Here is a 14,573-nt window from a genome sequence, read left to right on the forward strand (position 1 = left end):
GGCTCGGGGCTCCGCTCGGCGGCGTCAGAGCACGCGCGCCAGGAAGTCCTTCGTGCGCTGGTGCTGGGGGTTGGCCAGCACCTCGCGAGGGTCGCCCTCCTCGAGGATGTGCCCGCCGTCCATGAAGATCAGCCGAGAGCCGACCTCCCGGGCGAAGCCCATCTCGTGGGTGACGACCATCATCGTCATGCCCTCGTCGGCGAGCGTGCGCATGACCTGCAGCACCTCGCCCACGAGCTCGGGGTCGAGCGCCGAGGTCGGCTCGTCGAAGAGCATCATGTCGGGATTCATGCACAGCGAGCGCGCGATCGCCACGCGCTGCTGCTGACCGCCGGAGAGGTGGCTCGGATAGGCGTCGGCCTTGTGGCCCATGCCCACCCGCTCCAGCATCTCCTGGGCGACCTTCTCCGCCTCGGCCTTGCCGCGCTTCTTCACCTGACGCTGGGCGATCGTGAGATTGCCCAGCACGCTCATGTGCGGGAACAGGTTGAAGCTCTGGAACACCATGCCGATGCGCGCGCGCACCCGATCGATGTCGATGTCGGGATCCGTGATGTCGATCCCCTCGATCACGATCTTCCCGCCGGTCGGCTCCTCGAGCATGTTCACCGAGCGCAGCAGCGTCGACTTGCCGGATCCGGAGGGGCCGATCACGCAGACGACCTCGCCGGCGTTCACCGTCAGGTCGATGCCCTTGAGCACCTCGTTGTCGCCGTAGTGCTTGATGAGGCCCTGGATGTCGATCGCGGGGGCGCTCAGATTGATCAGGTCGGTGCTCATCGTTCCCTCGCCATCCGTCGCTCGAGCCAGGCCGTCAGCCGCGTCAACGGCAGCGTCACGATCAGGTACAGCAGCGCCGCCATGACCAGCGGCGTGGCGTTCGCATAGGTGGACAGCCCGTTGCGGGCGAAGGTCGTCAGCTCATAGGTGAGCGGGGTCGCACCGATCACGAAGAACAGCGAGGTGTCCTTGAGCAGCAGCACGAACTCGTTCGTGAGCGGCGGGATGATGATCCGGAAGCCCTGCGGCAGCACGATGAAGAACATCGTGCGGCCGGAGGACATGCCCAGCGATCGTGCGGCCTCCGTCTGTCCCTTCGGCACCGCCTGGATCCCCGCGCGGATCGTCTCGGCCATATAGGCCGACGACACCACGATGAGGCCGAGCACCGCGGCGCCCACCGGCGCCCCGGGGATCGTGACCTTCGTCGCGATCGGCAGCATGATCCCGAAGCCGAAGATCGTGATCAGCGCGGGGATGCCGCGGAAGAACTCGATCCACACGGTCGCCGCCCAGCGGAACGGCGGGATGTCGCTCAGCTTCATCAGGGCGAGCACGACCGCGAGGATCAAGCCGCCGAAGAACGAGTAGATCGTGAAGAGGACGGTGTTCTTCAAGCCGACCGTGATGATGCCCGGGAGCAGCTTCATGGCGACCTCGGGATTCGCGAACTGCTTCGCGACCGTGGGCCAGTCGGTGGCGATCACGGCCCAGATGATGAGCGCGATGATCACCGCGTAGACGGTGTAGTGATAGACCCGCGTGCGGGTCCGTTTCTTCAGGGCCATCGGCGTTGATCAGACCCCGGTCACTTCGCGGTGAAGTACTTGTCGTAGATCTTCTGGTACTCGCCGTTGTCCTTGAGCGCCTTCAGCTGCTCGTTGACCGCCTTGCGCAGGGCCTCGTTCTTGCCCTTCGCGAACGCGAAGCCGTACTGCTCGTCGGTCTTGTAGGTCTCGACGACCTTGTAGGAGGGGTCGTCCTTCTCGTGCTGCACGTTGACCGGGAGGTCCTGCAGGATCGCGTCGACCTGACCGCCCTGCAGCGCCGGCCACAGCACGCCGTCGTCGGAGAACTGCACGAGGTTCGCGCCCTTGGCGTGCTCCTTCGCGTAGTTCTCTCCGGTCGTGCCCTGCTGCACGCCGACGTTCTTGCCGCTCAGGCCGTTGATGTCCTTGATGCCGGAGGAGGTCTTCACGAGCAGCGACTGCAGCGAGTCGTAGTAGCCGTCGGAGAAGTCGATGTTCTTCTTGCGGTCCTCGGTGATGGTCATCGCCGAGGCGCCCATGTCGCACTGTCCGGCGAGCAGCGCGGTGCCCGACTGCAGCGTGTCGAAGTTGGTGACCTGGAACTGCGTCTTGAGGCCGAGCTTGTCGCCGATCGCGGTGAGCAGGTCGACGTCGAAGCCGGTGTACTGGCCGGAGCCGGCCGTCTCCTCGTACTCGAAGGGCTTGTAGGGGATGTCCGAGCAGACCGTGAGGGTGCCGGCGGTGATCAGGCCGTAGTCCGTGCCCCCGGCCGCGCTCGCGGTCGGGTCGGACGACGCCCCGGTCGAGCACCCGGCGAGGGTGAGGGTGGCGGCCGCCGCGAGGGCGAGTCCGTAGGCGAGCTTCGAGCGACGTTCCATGTGCGACTCCTGTGTCGAGGACGCGGGCGTCCTGGTGCGGGTTGCCGACAATCTTGACACGCTCGTGTTACTGCCGGGTAACGGAACGGGGCGCGCGGGTGTCTCGGTTCGGTATCGGCGCGCCCGTCGCCGCGGAATCCCGCGCCTCCGCGGCCGCGGCGCGCCCGGCGGATCATCTGGGATCCGAGACGCTGTCTCCGGGATCCCGCGACCGGATCAGATCTCGAAGTCCACGGCGGAGCGTCCGCCCGCGACCGAGCGCACGTAGCTGACGACCTCCTGGTGCGCCGGATGCACCTGATAGGCGTCGAGGCCCGCGGCGTCGTCGAAGTCCGCGACGAGCGTGACGTCCCAGTTCCCGTCGATCTCGAGCGCGTTCACCCCGGTCGACAGCGCACGGATCGACGGCACGACGCCGACGAGCCCCTGCAGCCGCGCGACGATCCCCGCCGCGTGCTCGGCGCGCTGCGCCGGATCCTCGGTCGCCATCTTCCAGGTCACCACATGCCGCAGGGCCATCGCTGCACTCTTCCTCTTCGCTGTCTCTCTGCTGTCCTTGCGCGCTCGCCGACGCGCCCTCCGCTCGCGGCTCCCGCCGGTGGTCCCGGATCCGCGGATCCCGGTCCCTCGGTGCTCTCAGCGAGCGTCCGCCCGCGCGGCGAGCGCCTCGCGCAGCCGGTCGGGCGAGATCCGCCAGTGGCCGTGCACCTCGCCGTCGATGAGCAGGACCGGGATCTTCTCCCAGTACTTCTCGTACAGCGCCGGGTCGTCGAGGATGGAGAGCTCGGTGATCTCCATGTCCTCGGCGAGCGCGTCCGGCAGCTCCGCGACGACCGCGTCGACCACGTCCGAGGCCACCTCGCAGAGGTGGCAGTCGGGCTTGCCGATCAGGGTCAGTGCGATCACGGCCGGGGATCCTCCGCCGGGAACTCGACCTCGCGCCCCTCGGCGATCCACTCTGCCGTGCCGCCCTCGACGTTCGTGACGTCGTAGCCGCGCGCCTCGAGCGCCTCGACGACGCGCGCCGAGCGTCCGCCGAGCTGGCAGATGACGTCGAAGGCGCCGTCGGGCAGCTCGTGCAGCAGATCGCCGATCTCCGACATGGGCAGGTTCACGGCGCCGGGCACGTGGCCCGAGGCGAACTCACTGCGCTCGCGCACGTCGATGAGGGGCGTGTCGGCGCGCTCGGCCAGCTGGGCGACGGTGATCGTCTTCATGGATCCGATTCTTCCAGACCCGGCGGCGCGCCGGCGCGTCGGGTCGCCCCGGGCCCGGAATGCACGAAGCGCCCCGGCGATCGGAACGATCGGGGGCGCTCAGTGACTTGCGCGTCAACGACCTCCGGTCGATGACTGACCGGCCGTATCGGCGCAGCCGCTTACTTCTTGTTGCGGCGCTGGTGGCGAGTCTTGCGAAGCAGCTTGCGGTGCTTCTTCTTCGCCATGCGCTTGCGGCGCTTCTTGATGACAGAACCCACGGAAACCTCACTACGTCAGGGGCTGGGCGTCGCACACGGACGACGCCCGGGATCGGGGCATGGAAAAATGCCTCGGAACAGTCTAGCGCACCGCGCCGCGGTCGCCCGACGCATCGCGTGCGGGAGCTCCCTCGACGGCGTCAGCCGGCATCGGCGACCGGGTTGTGCAGCGCCGCCGTGACCGCGGACTCGGGCACGCGGTAGCTGCGTCCGAAGCGGATCGCCGGCAGTTCGCCCGCGTGCACCAGCCGGTACACCGTCATCTTGGACACGCGCATGATCGCGGCCACCTCGGCGACCGTCAGGAAGCGCACATCCGGAATCGGTTCGGGCATCCCCATCTACCCCCCTCGGCCCGCGGCACGCCCTGTGCGGCGGGATGCGACAACTGTAGGGGCTGATGGAGACGGCTGTAAACCCGTGTGACAGCTGTGACCCACCGATGCTCGGCCTGTGCCGGACCGCGCGATCCGCTCGGCCGCCTCCCGGCCGGCCGGATCAGGCCCCGAGCCGCTTGAGCGCCGTCTGCACGACGTGCTTGGCACTGGCCGCGGCACGGCCGACGACCTCGGCCGCGTGCGCGGCGCCGTCCGACAGCGGCGGCACGGCGGCGAGGCCGGAGATGTCGGGGGCCGAGTCGCCGTAGGCGTCGGCGAGGAACGGCACGAGCCAGTCGTCCACCTCTTCCAGCGGCGCCGCCTCGATGCTGTAGAACCGGCGCTGTCCGTCCTCACGGACGGTGACCAGCTCCGCGTCGCGCAGCACCTTGAGGTGCTTCGAGACCGTCGGCTGGCTGATCCCGAGCTCGCTCACGATCTGGGTCACGCTGGTGCCCGCATCCCCTTCTTCGGACCGCTGGCGCAGGAGCTGAAGGATGTCCCGTCTCGTGCCGTCGGCGATCACGTCGAAGATGTCGGTCATGCCTTCACAGTAGCCGCGCCGGAGGCGGAGTACCATGACGAAGGCTTGGCGGACGGAGGATCGGAGGGGCCGCACCATGGCGCGCAGCATCCCCGCGCGATCCTTCTCCGAGATCGCCCGCCGCATCGTCCGGATCGTCAAGACCCTCACGACGTCCTCCCCGTCACGATTCGCGATCGTCGTGTTCTCGGCGCTCATCCTGATCACCACCGCGCTGCTCTCGCTGCCCATCGCGAGCGCGGATCGCACCGTGACCCCGCTCGCCGACGCGCTCTTCACCGCCGTCTCCACGATCTGCGTCACGGGCCTGTCCACCGTCGACATGGCGACGCACTGGTCGGGCTTCGGCCTCGGCGTGATCTTCGTCGGTGTCAACATCGGCGGCCTCGGCGTGCTGACGCTCGCGAGCGTGATGGGCCTGGTGATCTCCAAGCGCCTCGGCCTGCGCGCCAAGCTCATCGCCGCCGGCGACACCAACCCGATGCGCGCGCACGGCGGCCCGGTGAACGAGAGCCAGACCGTGCGCCTCGGCGAGGTCGGCGCGCTGCTGCGCACGGTGGCGATCTCGGCGTTCGCGATCGAGGCCGGCCTCATGGTGCTGCTCTACCCCGCCCTGCTCACCGCGGGCGTGGATCCGGTCACGGCCCTCTGGGAGGCGCCGTTCTACTCCGCGATGGCGTTCACGAACACCGGGTTCACCCCGAACCCGGGCGGCCTCGCGCCGTTCGCGCAGAACTACTACGTGCTCACGGTGCTCATGCTCGGGGTCTTCCTCGGCAGCCTCGGCTTCCCCGTGATCTACACCCTCGCCCGCCAGCGCTGGCACGTGCGACGGTGGTCGCTGCACAGCAAGCTCACGATCATCACCACGGTCGTGCTCTTCGTCATCGGCGCCGCGGTGTTCCTGCTCCTCGAGTTCGACAACCCGAAGACCTTCGGATCCATGGACGCCGGCGACACGACGTTCCAGGCGTTCTTCCTCTCCGCCATGACGCGCTCGGGCGGCTTCAACGTCGTGGACATGGGCGATCTGAACGGATCCTCGATGCTGGCCGCGTCGATGCTCATGTTCGTCGGCGGCGGCTCCGCGTCCACCGCGGGCGGCATCAAGGTCACGACCCTCGCCGTGCTCGCGCTGGCCGTGGTCAGCGAGGCCAAGGGCCGGCCCTCCGTGCAGGCGTTCGGCCGCCGGATCCCCTCCGACGTGCAGCGCGTCGCGCTCAGCGTCGTCGCGTGGGGGGCCACGATCGTCGCGGTCTCGACCATCGCGATCAGCCAGATCACGAAGTTCTCCGTGGACGAGGTGCTCTTCGACGTGGTCTCCGCGTTCGGCACGGTGGGACTGTCCACCGGCGTCACCGGGAACCTCCCGGATCCCGCGACCTACATCCTCGCCGCCACGATCTTCATGGGGCGCGTTGGTACAGTGACTCTGGCCGCGGCCGTGGCCGCGACCAGCCGGACGCAGCTCTACTCGCTGCCCGTGGAAAGGCCCATCGTTGGTTGAAGTGCTGCGCAACGACGCTCCGGTGCTCGTGATCGGGCTCGGCCGGTTCGGCGCCGCGTGCGCCGGCGAGCTGGACCGGCTCGACCGCGAGGTGCTCGCGATCGACACCAACCTCGAACTCGTGCAGAAGTGGTCGGAGCGCGTCACGCACGCGGTCCAGGCCGACACCCGCAACATCGACGCCCTGCGCCAGATCGGCGCCCAGGACTTCCAGGTCGCCGTGGTCGCGGTCGGCTCGTCCATCGAGGCCTCTGTGCTCATCACGGCCAACCTCGTCGATCTCAAGGTGCCGCAGATCTGGGCGAAGGCGGTCTCGCAGTCGCACGGAAAGATCCTCGCCCGCGTGGGCGCCAACCACGTGGTGTACCCCGAGCGCGAGGCCGGGGAGCGCGTCGCGCACCTCGTCAGCGGGCGCATGCTCGACTTCATCCGCTTCGACGACGACTTCGCGCTGGCCAAGATGTACCCACCCAAGTTCATCCGGGGCGTGCCGCTGAACCAGTCCGGCGTGCGCAGCAAATACAACGTGACCGTGGTCGGGGTGAAGAGCCCGGGCAAGCCGTTCCGCTACGCCGAGGCCGACACCGTGGTCACGAACCACGACCTCGTCATCGTCTCCGGCACGAACAGCGACATCGAGCGGTTCTCTTCGCTGGACCGCTGACGCCCCTCCGAGCCCCCTCCGCCGCGCCGCGCCCCCTCTCGGCGCCGCGCCCCCTCTCCGCCGCGCTGCCCCTCCGCCGCGCTGCCCCTCCGCCGCGCCCCCTCCCGCGGGCCCCTCCGCCGCGCCCCCTCCCGCGCTGCCCCTCCGGCGCGCTGCCCCTCCGGCGACCGCGAAACCGAACTCTCGTCCCGAGACCGACGTTCTCATCCGCTGTCTCGGGATGCAGGATCGGTTTCGCGGGAGAGAGCGGGAGGGAGGGAGGGCGCGGGAGGGAGGGCGCGGGAGGGGAGCGCGCGGGAGGGCGGGAGGGAGGGTGCGCGGCGGGGATATCCGCCTCGCGGCGGATGCCGCGAGCTCTGACGGCATGGTCGGATGGAGGCATGATCGACTCCACCGCCCCCACCGCCGCACCACCGGTGCTCTCGCTGCAGGGCCTGCGCAAGCAGTTCGGGCAGAAGGTCGCCGTCGACGACCTCTGGCTCGACGTCCCCGCCGGATCCATGCTGGGGTTGCTCGGCCCGAACGGCGCGGGCAAGACCACGACCCTCGCGATGACCACCGGCCTGCTGCGCCCCGACGCGGGCTCGGCGCAGGTGCTGGGCGCGGACGTCTGGCGGGATCCCGCGGCCGCGAAGGGGCGCATGGGGGTGCTCCCCGACGGCGTGCGGATGCTCGACCGCCTCACCGGCGCCGAGCTGCTGCGCTACACCGGCCTGCTCCGCGGCATGAGCGAGGCGGACGTCACCGCCCGCGCCGGCGAGCTGCTCGCGGCGCTCGGACTCGCCGACGCCGGCACCACCCTCGTGGTCGACTACTCCGCCGGCATGCGCAAGAAGATCGGGCTCGCGTGCGCGCTCATCCACGCTCCCCGGCTGCTGATCCTGGACGAGCCGCTCGAGGCGGTCGACCCGGTCTCGGGCGAGACCATCCGGCAGATCCTGCGCTCGTTCGTGGCCGGAGGCGGCACCGTGGTGCTCTCCAGCCACGTGATGGAACTGGTGGAGTCGCTGTGCGACCGCGTCGCGATCGTCGCCGAGGGCCGGCTGCTCGCCAACGGCACCCTCGACGAGGTGCGCGCCGGCGAGACCCTGCAGCAGCGCTTCCTCTCCCTGGTCGGCGCACACGAGCTCGGATCGGAGACGCTCGCATGGTTGCGCTCCTCGTAGGACTGCGCTGGCGGCAGCTGGGGCACCAGTTCGGCCGCAACCCGTGGCTGATCGTCTCGGTCATCGTGTCCGCGATGGTGGCGCTGGGGCTGCTCGCTGCCCTCGCGGCCGGACTGGTGGCCCTGCGCATCGCCGCCCCCGACGCCGCGGTGCGCACGCTCGTGGTCGTGGGATCCGCGATCGTGCTGGTGTGGTGGATCGGATCGATCGTGGTCAGCGCCGACGACACGCTCGCGCCCGAGCGGTTCGCGCTGCTGCCGGTCACGGCGCGCTCCCTGCTGCCGGGGCTCGTGGTCGCCGGGATCACCACGATCGGCGGCATCGGCACGACCCTTGCCCTGCTGCTCATGCTCGTGGGCTGGTCGGTGAGCCCGCTCGCCCTGATCTCCGCCGTGGTGCTGATCCCGGTCGCGCTCGCCACCTGCGTGCTGGGCGCCCGCGTGGTCAGCGGCCTGCTCGCAGGCTGGCTGGCGGGCCGGCGGATGCGGGATCTGGTGGTCACGGTGGCGGTGCTCGTGGTGGCCTGCTCGGGGCTGCTCATCAACGTGATGATCCGCGCGTTCGCCCAGCTCTCCGATCCCTCCGCGCTCCTGCCGGTGATCGCCGACGCCGCGGGGTGGACGCCGCTGGGCGCCGTGTTCGGCGTCTCCGCGGCGCTCGCGGCCGGCGACCTCGCGGGTGCGGGACTGCGCCTGCTGGTCGCGCTGGCGTGCGTGGTCGCGCTGTGGTTCGCCGCGCGCGGACTGCTCGCCGCGCGCCTGGTCGCCCCGGTCCAGAGCCGCGGCGGCGGGCGGGTGCGCTCCGGCGGCCTGCTGGACCGCGTCCTGCCGGCGTCCGCCGTCGGCGCGATCGCCGCCCGCACCATGCGCTACGCGCGCCGCGATCCGCGTCAGGTCATCAACACCGTGATGATGCTGCTGCTGCCGGCGCTGCTGATCGGGATGGCGCTCATGAACGGACGGGGCACGGGATCCTTCGCGCTCAGCGACGGAACGATCCTCGTCCCCGCGATCAACGCCCTGCTCATCGGCACGGTCCTGCAGCTGGGGATCGCCTACGACAACGATGCGATCGCCCTGCACATCCACACCGGCGTGCCGGGGAGGGCGGATCGGGCGGGGCGCGTGCTCGGGTTCGGCATCATCGCCGTCCCGATCACCGTCGTGCTGTGCGTGGCGGCGAGCATGCTGGCCGGGCGCATGGATCTCGTGCCGGCGAGCCTCGGCGCCGCCCTCGGGCTGGGCGCCGTCTCGGCCGCCGCCGGCGTCTGGACGGGCGCCTTCCTGCCCGGTCGTGCCCCGGCGCCGGAGGCGAACCCGTTCGGACGCGGGTCCTCGGGCGGCGTGCAGTCGATGCTCGCGATGCTCATCATCGCGCCGCTGAGCCTCATCATCGGCGGCCCGGCGTTCGGGCTCGCGATCGCCGCGATCTGGACGCCCTGGCTCGGCTGGCTGAGCCTCGCCTGCGCGCTGGTGTTCGGCGGGCTGGCGATCTGGGCGGGGACGACCCTGGGCGGCCGGATCCTGGACCGCCGCTGGCCCGAGGTGCTCGCCGAGGTCTCGAGCGAGGGCTGAGCGAGCGTCTCACGGCGGATCCCTGAGACACCGTGTTCCGCTTGAGACATCGCGCCTGTCGCGGTGTCTCAAGCGGGAAGCGATGTCTCGCGTCGGTCGCTGCCCTGTTCGCCTGCTCAGGCGCCGGCGGCGAGCTCGCGAGCCCGGGCGAGAGCGGCGTCGGTGGCCCGGGCGAACAGCGCGGCGAGGTCGGCCTCCTGCAGCACCGCGACGGCGCGCTCGGTCGTGCCCTTCGGGCTCGTCACGCGGCGGCGCAGCTCGGCGGGGTCCTCGCCCGAGGCCTCGAGCAGGGCGGTGGCGCCGATGAACGTCTGCTCGGCCATGAGGCGGGCCTCCGACTCGGCGAAGCCCTTGCCGATCGCGGCCTTCGTGAGCTCCTCGATCAGCAGGAACACATAGGCGGGACCGGATCCGGAGATCGTGGAGAGCGGATCGATCTGCGACTCCTCGACCTCGATCACGGATCCGACGGTCTCGAACAGGCGGCGCACGAGCGCGCGCTCCTCCGGGGTGACGTCGGCGGCCGCGGCGAGGCCGGTGACCGCACGGCCCACGGTGGCGGGGGTGTTCGGCATCGAGCGCAGCACGCGCGTCCCGGCGGGCAGGTGCGCGGCGAACGTCGCCAGCGTGACACCGGCGGCGATGCTCACCACGATCGCGTCCTCGCGCAGATGCGGGGCGATCTCGTCGAGCAGGTCCGGCACCATCGCGGGCTTCACCCCGACCACGACGATGCGCGCCGAGGCGGCGACCGCGTTGCCGGACGCCTCCTGCTCGAGCGCGATCGAGCGCACGCCCGCGAGCCCGTCGAGCTCCGCCGCGCGCGCCGCGGTGCGGTTGGTGGCGGTGATGCCGCCGTCGACGGGGATCCCGCTCGCGACGACGCCGCGCAGGATCGCACCCCCCATCGATCCGGCACCGAGGAACGCGACAGAGGGGAGCGCTTCGACCATGCCGCCATCCTACGAGGCGGCGGCGCAACCCACGCCGCCGCTTTAGACTCGTGGCATGAGTGCATCCGGTGGCGGCAAGGCGATCCTGGCGGCGTTCCTCGCGAACATGGGCATCGCGCTCGCGAAGCTCATCGCCTGGCTGCTCTCCGGATCCGCGTCGATGCTCGCCGAGGCGATCCACTCGGTCGCCGACTCCGGCAACCAGCTGCTGCTCATGCTCGGCGGGCGCAAGGCCCGGCGCGGCGCCGACCGCGAGCACCCGTTCGGGTACGGCCGCGAGCGCTACGTCTACGCCTTCGTCGTGTCGATCATCCTGTTCTCCGTCGGCGGTGTCTTCGCGATCTACGAGGGCGTGCAGAAGCTCGTCGAACCCCACGAGATCGATCGCACCTGGTGGTGGCTGCCGCTCGCCGTGCTCATCGTCTCGATCGTGCTCGAGTCGTTCTCCCTGCGCACCGCGATCAAGGAGAGCAACCACGTGCGCCCGGCCGGGCAGTCGTGGATCTCGTTCATCCGTCGCGCGAAGGCGCCCGAGCTGCCCGTCGTGCTGCTCGAGGACACCGGCGCCCTGGCCGGTCTGCTGTTCGCCCTGCTCGGGGTCGGCCTCACGCTCATCACGCACAACCCGGTCTTCGACGCCCTGGGCACCCTGATGATCGGCCTGCTGCTCGTGCTCATCGCGATCGTGCTCGGCGTCGAGACGAAGAGCCTGCTCGTCGGCGAGGGAGCGAACGACGCGGACCACGACCGCATCGTGGACGCGATCCACGCGGGCGACGAGGTCGAGAAGCTCATCCACATCAAGACCCTCTACCTCGGCCCCGACGAACTGCTCGTCGCCGCCAAGATCGCGCTCACCTCGGACAAGACCGTCCGCGCCGCGGCCGATGACATCGACGCGATCGAGAGCCGCATCCGCGCGGCCGTGCCCGCGGCACGGGTCATCTACCTCGAGCCGGACATCTACCGGCCTGCGCTGGATCCCTCGCCCTCCACCGACGCCTTCGTGCTGCGCTCGGCGGACTGACCGCGCGGATCCACCATGGTCGACCCGCTCGCCGAGGCGCTGGCCGACCCGTCGCTGTCGGCCGATGCGCGGCAGAAGCTGCAGCACGTCCGGGACGTCCTGCAGGCGGATCCGCAGGCCCGCCTGATCTCGCTGTTCTTCGAGGGCGAGGAGCCGCGCGCCGCCGTCGCGTTCGGCGACCTCGGTGCGGCCGATCTCATCGCCGTCGTGCTGCACAGCATCGACACCGACCTCGCCGCGTTCCCCGCGTGGGCGGAGATCACGCAGGCGCTCTGCGCCGACACGATCCGTGCGAGCCTGCTGCGCGGCGGATCGGGGCGGATCGCGACCGTCGCCTGGTTCGGCTACGACTCCGGCACGCACCTGTCCGCCCTGGCGACGAGGCACGCCACCGTCGGCGCCGCGCGCCTGGCGGGCGATCTCGTGCACCTGCACCATGAGCATCCGGCCGCCCGGATCGCGGTGCTCGCGTACTCCTACTCGTCGACGCTGTTCGGCGAGCTCGTCCTGCTGGACGGGGCGGGCCCCGTGTCGATGGCGTTCTCGATCGCCTCGGCGGGGATGACGCGGATGGCCGCCGACGCCGTGGCCGACGCCGTGTCGGCGCGGTCGTTCTCGTTCTACGCGACCGAGGCCTCGAGCGACGCCACCGCTCCCCTGGGCCGGCTCGGGGCGCACCCGGTCGACCCGCGGGACATCGAGGGCGCGATCGTGTACTCGTCGGACGGCGGCCCGATCCCCGGAGCCGGCGACGAGACCGGCGAGGCGACCGAGGGCCATGCCTCCCGCACGGAGGTCGACGAGCGCGGCGTGCGGCACCGCGGCTACTTCGACCGTCGCGCCCAGGCCTACCTCTTCGCGGTGGAGCGCCTCGCGCGCCTCGCGGCCCGGCCCCGGGGCCGCTGAGCCCGCAGAACCCCTACCGGGGTCGTTGAGCGAGCACGCGAAGCGAGCGAGACGGAACGCGGCGATCCGCGAGAACCGCGAGAACCGCGTTTCGTCTCGGTCGGCTCCGCCGTCGTCGCTCGACGACCCCGAAAAGCGCTCGCTCCGCTCGCTTCAGCGCCGCTCGGCGAAGAACGCGCGCAGCTGGTCGGCGGCCTCGGCTTCGCGGACCCCGCCGACGACCTCGGCGCGGTACGGCAGCCGACGGTCGCGCAGCACGTCGTACAGCGAACCCGCGGCACCCGCCTTGTCGTCCCAGGCGCCGAACACGACCCGCCCGATCCGGGACTGCAGGATGGCGCCGGCGCACATCACGCACGGCTCCATCGTGACGACCAGCGTGCAGCCCGCGAGGTTCCAGGATCCGCCGGCCGCTGCCGCGGCCCGCAGGGCGACGATCTCGGCATGACCGGTGGGATCGGCCGTCTCCTCCCGGTCGTTGCGCCCCTCACCGAGGATCCGCCCCTCTCCGTCCAGGACGACGGCGCCGACCGGGATCTCCCCCGCCGCGGCGGCCTCGGCCGCGAGCACGAGCGCACGGTCCATCGCCGTCGCCTCCGCCGCCCGCGGATCCGGATCTGCCATGCGCCCAGCCTAGGGCTCGGTCCGGGCACATCACTCCGCCGGTCCGGGCCGGCCGGCCCTGCCGATCGACGGAACCGGAAACGCCAGTACCCTGTAATCATGCGCGTTCACGTGGCCGACCACCCCCTGATCACCCACAAGCTGTCGGTGCTGCGCGACGCGCGCACCCCGTCGCCGGTGTTCCGCCAGCTCACCGAGGAGCTCGTGACACTGCTCGCCTACGAGGCGACGCGCAACGTGCGGGTGAGCCCGATCGAAATCACCACCCCGGTCACGACGACGATGGGCGTGAAGATCTCGGAGCCGCGGCCGATCGTCGTGCCGATCCTGCGCGCCGGACTCGGCATGCTCGAAGGCCTGGTCAAGCTGCTCCCGACCGCCGAGGTCGGCTTCCTCGGCATGGTCCGCGACGAGGAGACCTTCGAGCCGACGACCTACGCCGAGCGGCTGCCCGAGGACCTCAGCGGACGCCAGTGCTTCGCGATCGACCCGATGCTCGCGACCGGCGGATCCCTCGCCGCCGCGATCCAGTTCCTCTTCGACCGCGGCGCCGACGACGTCACGGCGATCTGCCTGCTGGGCACGCCGGAGGGCGTCGCCGCGATCGAGAGCCTCGTGGGCGACCGCAACGTCACGCTCGTGCTGGGCGCCCTCGACGAGCGCCTCAACGAGAAGGGCTACATCGTGCCCGGCCTCGGCGACGCCGGCGACCGCCTGTACGGCACGGTCTGAGTCCCGCCGTCACACCGTCAGCACGTAGGAGCGGTCCTCGCCGTAAGGGACGAACCCGCAGCGCGCCAGGATCGGGGCGGACGTCGCGACCCGCCCCTTGACGAGCGCGGTGGTCGCACCGAGTTCCGCACCGAGGCGCAGCCGTTCGGCGAGCACGGCGCGATACGCGCCCCGGCCGCGGAAGCCGGGCAGCGTCGCCGCACCCCAGAGCCGCAGGAAGCCGTCGGCGACCGTGCAGCCGGCGGTGCCGGCCGGGCGGCCGTCGATGCGGGCCAGCACCCTGGCGCCGGTCCCGGCCGCGAGCTCCGCCGTCACCTCGTCGAGCTGCTCGGCGAGCCCCTGTTCGTCCAGGGGGAGCTGGTCCCACACCGGGACGCTCACCGCATCCACGTCACGCACGTCTGCGAGAGTCCGCACGATCACGGTGTCGATGTCGTCGGGCACCGGGATCGGCTCTCCCGGGATCGGGCGGGCGAACACGGTCACCGTGTCGTCATGCAAGGCGCCGCGTCGGCGCAGCTCGTCCTCCAGGTCGGGACTGTCGGCCGCGTTCGTCCAGAACACGAGCCGTCCCTCCCCCCAGGCGCGCGTGCGCGCGACCGCGAGATCCAGCAC

At 71.0% G+C, this 14,573-nt stretch carries 19 protein-coding genes; 7 read left to right on the forward strand and 12 right to left on the reverse strand.

The window, feature by feature from the left end:
- Positions 1-24: 24 nt before the first annotated feature.
- From WFJ01_RS13750 to WFJ01_RS13790, 9 genes are all read right to left on the reverse strand, one after another.
- Positions 25-780: an amino acid ABC transporter ATP-binding protein gene (locus tag WFJ01_RS13750; protein ID WP_336629355.1), complete on the reverse strand. Its 756-nt coding sequence runs from the start codon at positions 778-780 to the stop codon at positions 25-27.
- Positions 777-1,568 carry an amino acid ABC transporter permease gene (locus WFJ01_RS13755; protein WP_251438847.1) on the reverse strand — a complete coding sequence of 264 codons (792 nt, stop codon included), beginning with the start codon at positions 1,566-1,568 and terminating at the stop codon, positions 777-779. Before WFJ01_RS13755 ends, WFJ01_RS13750 begins: the two co-directional genes overlap by 4 nt.
- A 20-nt stretch (positions 1,569-1,588) precedes the next feature.
- On the reverse strand, positions 1,589-2,407 hold the full coding sequence (locus WFJ01_RS13760; RefSeq protein ID WP_251438848.1) for a basic amino acid ABC transporter substrate-binding protein: 819 nt from the start codon (positions 2,405-2,407) through the stop codon (positions 1,589-1,591).
- 216 nt (positions 2,408-2,623) lie between these two features.
- Positions 2,624-2,926 carry a Dabb family protein gene (locus tag WFJ01_RS13765; protein ID WP_336629356.1) on the reverse strand — a complete coding sequence of 101 codons (303 nt, stop codon included), beginning with the start codon at positions 2,924-2,926 and terminating at the stop codon, positions 2,624-2,626.
- Positions 2,927-3,043: 117 nt separating this feature from the next.
- Positions 3,044-3,313: a glutaredoxin family protein gene (locus WFJ01_RS13770; RefSeq protein ID WP_251438850.1), complete on the reverse strand. Its 270-nt coding sequence runs from the start codon at positions 3,311-3,313 to the stop codon at positions 3,044-3,046.
- Positions 3,310-3,624, reverse strand: a complete 315-nt coding sequence (locus tag WFJ01_RS13775; protein WP_251438852.1) for a rhodanese-like domain-containing protein — start codon at positions 3,622-3,624, stop codon at positions 3,310-3,312. Before WFJ01_RS13775 ends, WFJ01_RS13770 begins: the two co-directional genes overlap by 4 nt.
- Before the next feature lie 161 nt (positions 3,625-3,785).
- Positions 3,786-3,884 carry a 30S ribosomal protein bS22 gene (locus WFJ01_RS13780; RefSeq protein ID WP_003792170.1) on the reverse strand — a complete coding sequence of 33 codons (99 nt, stop codon included), beginning with the start codon at positions 3,882-3,884 and terminating at the stop codon, positions 3,786-3,788.
- 140 nt (positions 3,885-4,024) lie between these two features.
- Positions 4,025-4,219, reverse strand: a complete 195-nt coding sequence (locus WFJ01_RS13785) for a helix-turn-helix domain-containing protein (protein WP_292885427.1) — start codon at positions 4,217-4,219, stop codon at positions 4,025-4,027.
- Positions 4,220-4,382: 163 nt separating this feature from the next.
- Positions 4,383-4,805 carry an ArsR/SmtB family transcription factor gene (locus WFJ01_RS13790; protein ID WP_292885430.1) on the reverse strand — a complete coding sequence of 141 codons (423 nt, stop codon included), beginning with the start codon at positions 4,803-4,805 and terminating at the stop codon, positions 4,383-4,385.
- Positions 4,806-4,881: 76 nt separating this feature from the next.
- On the opposite strand from WFJ01_RS13790, the gene WFJ01_RS13795 reads away from it, so the two are divergent.
- From WFJ01_RS13795 to WFJ01_RS13810, 4 genes are all read left to right on the forward strand, one after another.
- Complete coding sequence (locus WFJ01_RS13795) at positions 4,882-6,312, forward strand: TrkH family potassium uptake protein (protein WP_292885433.1); 1,431 nt, start codon at positions 4,882-4,884, stop codon at positions 6,310-6,312.
- Complete coding sequence (locus WFJ01_RS13800; RefSeq protein WP_251438859.1) at positions 6,305-6,976, forward strand: potassium channel family protein; 672 nt, start codon at positions 6,305-6,307, stop codon at positions 6,974-6,976. The genes WFJ01_RS13795 and WFJ01_RS13800 overlap by 8 nt, the downstream gene beginning before the upstream one ends.
- A gap of 380 nt (positions 6,977-7,356) precedes the next feature.
- Positions 7,357-8,142 (forward strand): ABC transporter ATP-binding protein, encoded by a 786-nt coding sequence (locus WFJ01_RS13805; protein ID WP_251438860.1) that lies wholly within the window; start codon positions 7,357-7,359, stop codon positions 8,140-8,142.
- Positions 8,124-9,716: a hypothetical protein gene (locus tag WFJ01_RS13810; RefSeq protein ID WP_336629357.1), complete on the forward strand. Its 1,593-nt coding sequence runs from the start codon at positions 8,124-8,126 to the stop codon at positions 9,714-9,716. The genes WFJ01_RS13805 and WFJ01_RS13810 overlap by 19 nt, the downstream gene beginning before the upstream one ends.
- A 116-nt stretch (positions 9,717-9,832) precedes the next feature.
- On the opposite strand, the gene proC is transcribed toward WFJ01_RS13810, so the two are convergent.
- Complete coding sequence (gene proC, locus WFJ01_RS13815) at positions 9,833-10,669, reverse strand: pyrroline-5-carboxylate reductase (RefSeq protein ID WP_292885443.1); 837 nt, start codon at positions 10,667-10,669, stop codon at positions 9,833-9,835.
- A 55-nt stretch (positions 10,670-10,724) separates the two neighbouring features.
- On the opposite strand from proC, the gene WFJ01_RS13820 reads away from it, so the two are divergent.
- Both WFJ01_RS13820 and WFJ01_RS13825 read left to right on the forward strand, forming a co-directional pair.
- Positions 10,725-11,696: a cation diffusion facilitator family transporter gene (locus WFJ01_RS13820; RefSeq protein WP_292885446.1), complete on the forward strand. Its 972-nt coding sequence runs from the start codon at positions 10,725-10,727 to the stop codon at positions 11,694-11,696.
- A gap of 15 nt (positions 11,697-11,711) precedes the next feature.
- Positions 11,712-12,602, forward strand: a complete 891-nt coding sequence (locus WFJ01_RS13825) for an alpha/beta hydrolase (RefSeq protein WP_336629358.1) — start codon at positions 11,712-11,714, stop codon at positions 12,600-12,602.
- A gap of 153 nt (positions 12,603-12,755) precedes the next feature.
- Here WFJ01_RS13825 and WFJ01_RS13830 read toward each other — a convergent pair whose 3' ends face one another.
- On the reverse strand, positions 12,756-13,226 hold the full coding sequence (locus tag WFJ01_RS13830; RefSeq protein ID WP_251438865.1) for a nucleoside deaminase: 471 nt from the start codon (positions 13,224-13,226) through the stop codon (positions 12,756-12,758).
- 99 nt (positions 13,227-13,325) lie between these two features.
- Between WFJ01_RS13830 and upp the strand changes: the two genes are divergently transcribed.
- Positions 13,326-13,958: a uracil phosphoribosyltransferase gene (gene upp / locus WFJ01_RS13835; protein WP_336629359.1), complete on the forward strand. Its 633-nt coding sequence runs from the start codon at positions 13,326-13,328 to the stop codon at positions 13,956-13,958.
- Positions 13,959-13,967: 9 nt separating this feature from the next.
- On the opposite strand, the gene WFJ01_RS13840 is transcribed toward upp, so the two are convergent.
- Positions 13,968-14,573, reverse strand: a complete 606-nt coding sequence (locus WFJ01_RS13840; RefSeq protein ID WP_336629360.1) for a GNAT family N-acetyltransferase — start codon at positions 14,571-14,573, stop codon at positions 13,968-13,970.

The organism is Microbacterium sp. MMO-35 (assembly GCF_037147555.1).
Taxonomy (GTDB): domain Bacteria; phylum Actinomycetota; class Actinomycetes; order Actinomycetales; family Microbacteriaceae; genus Microbacterium.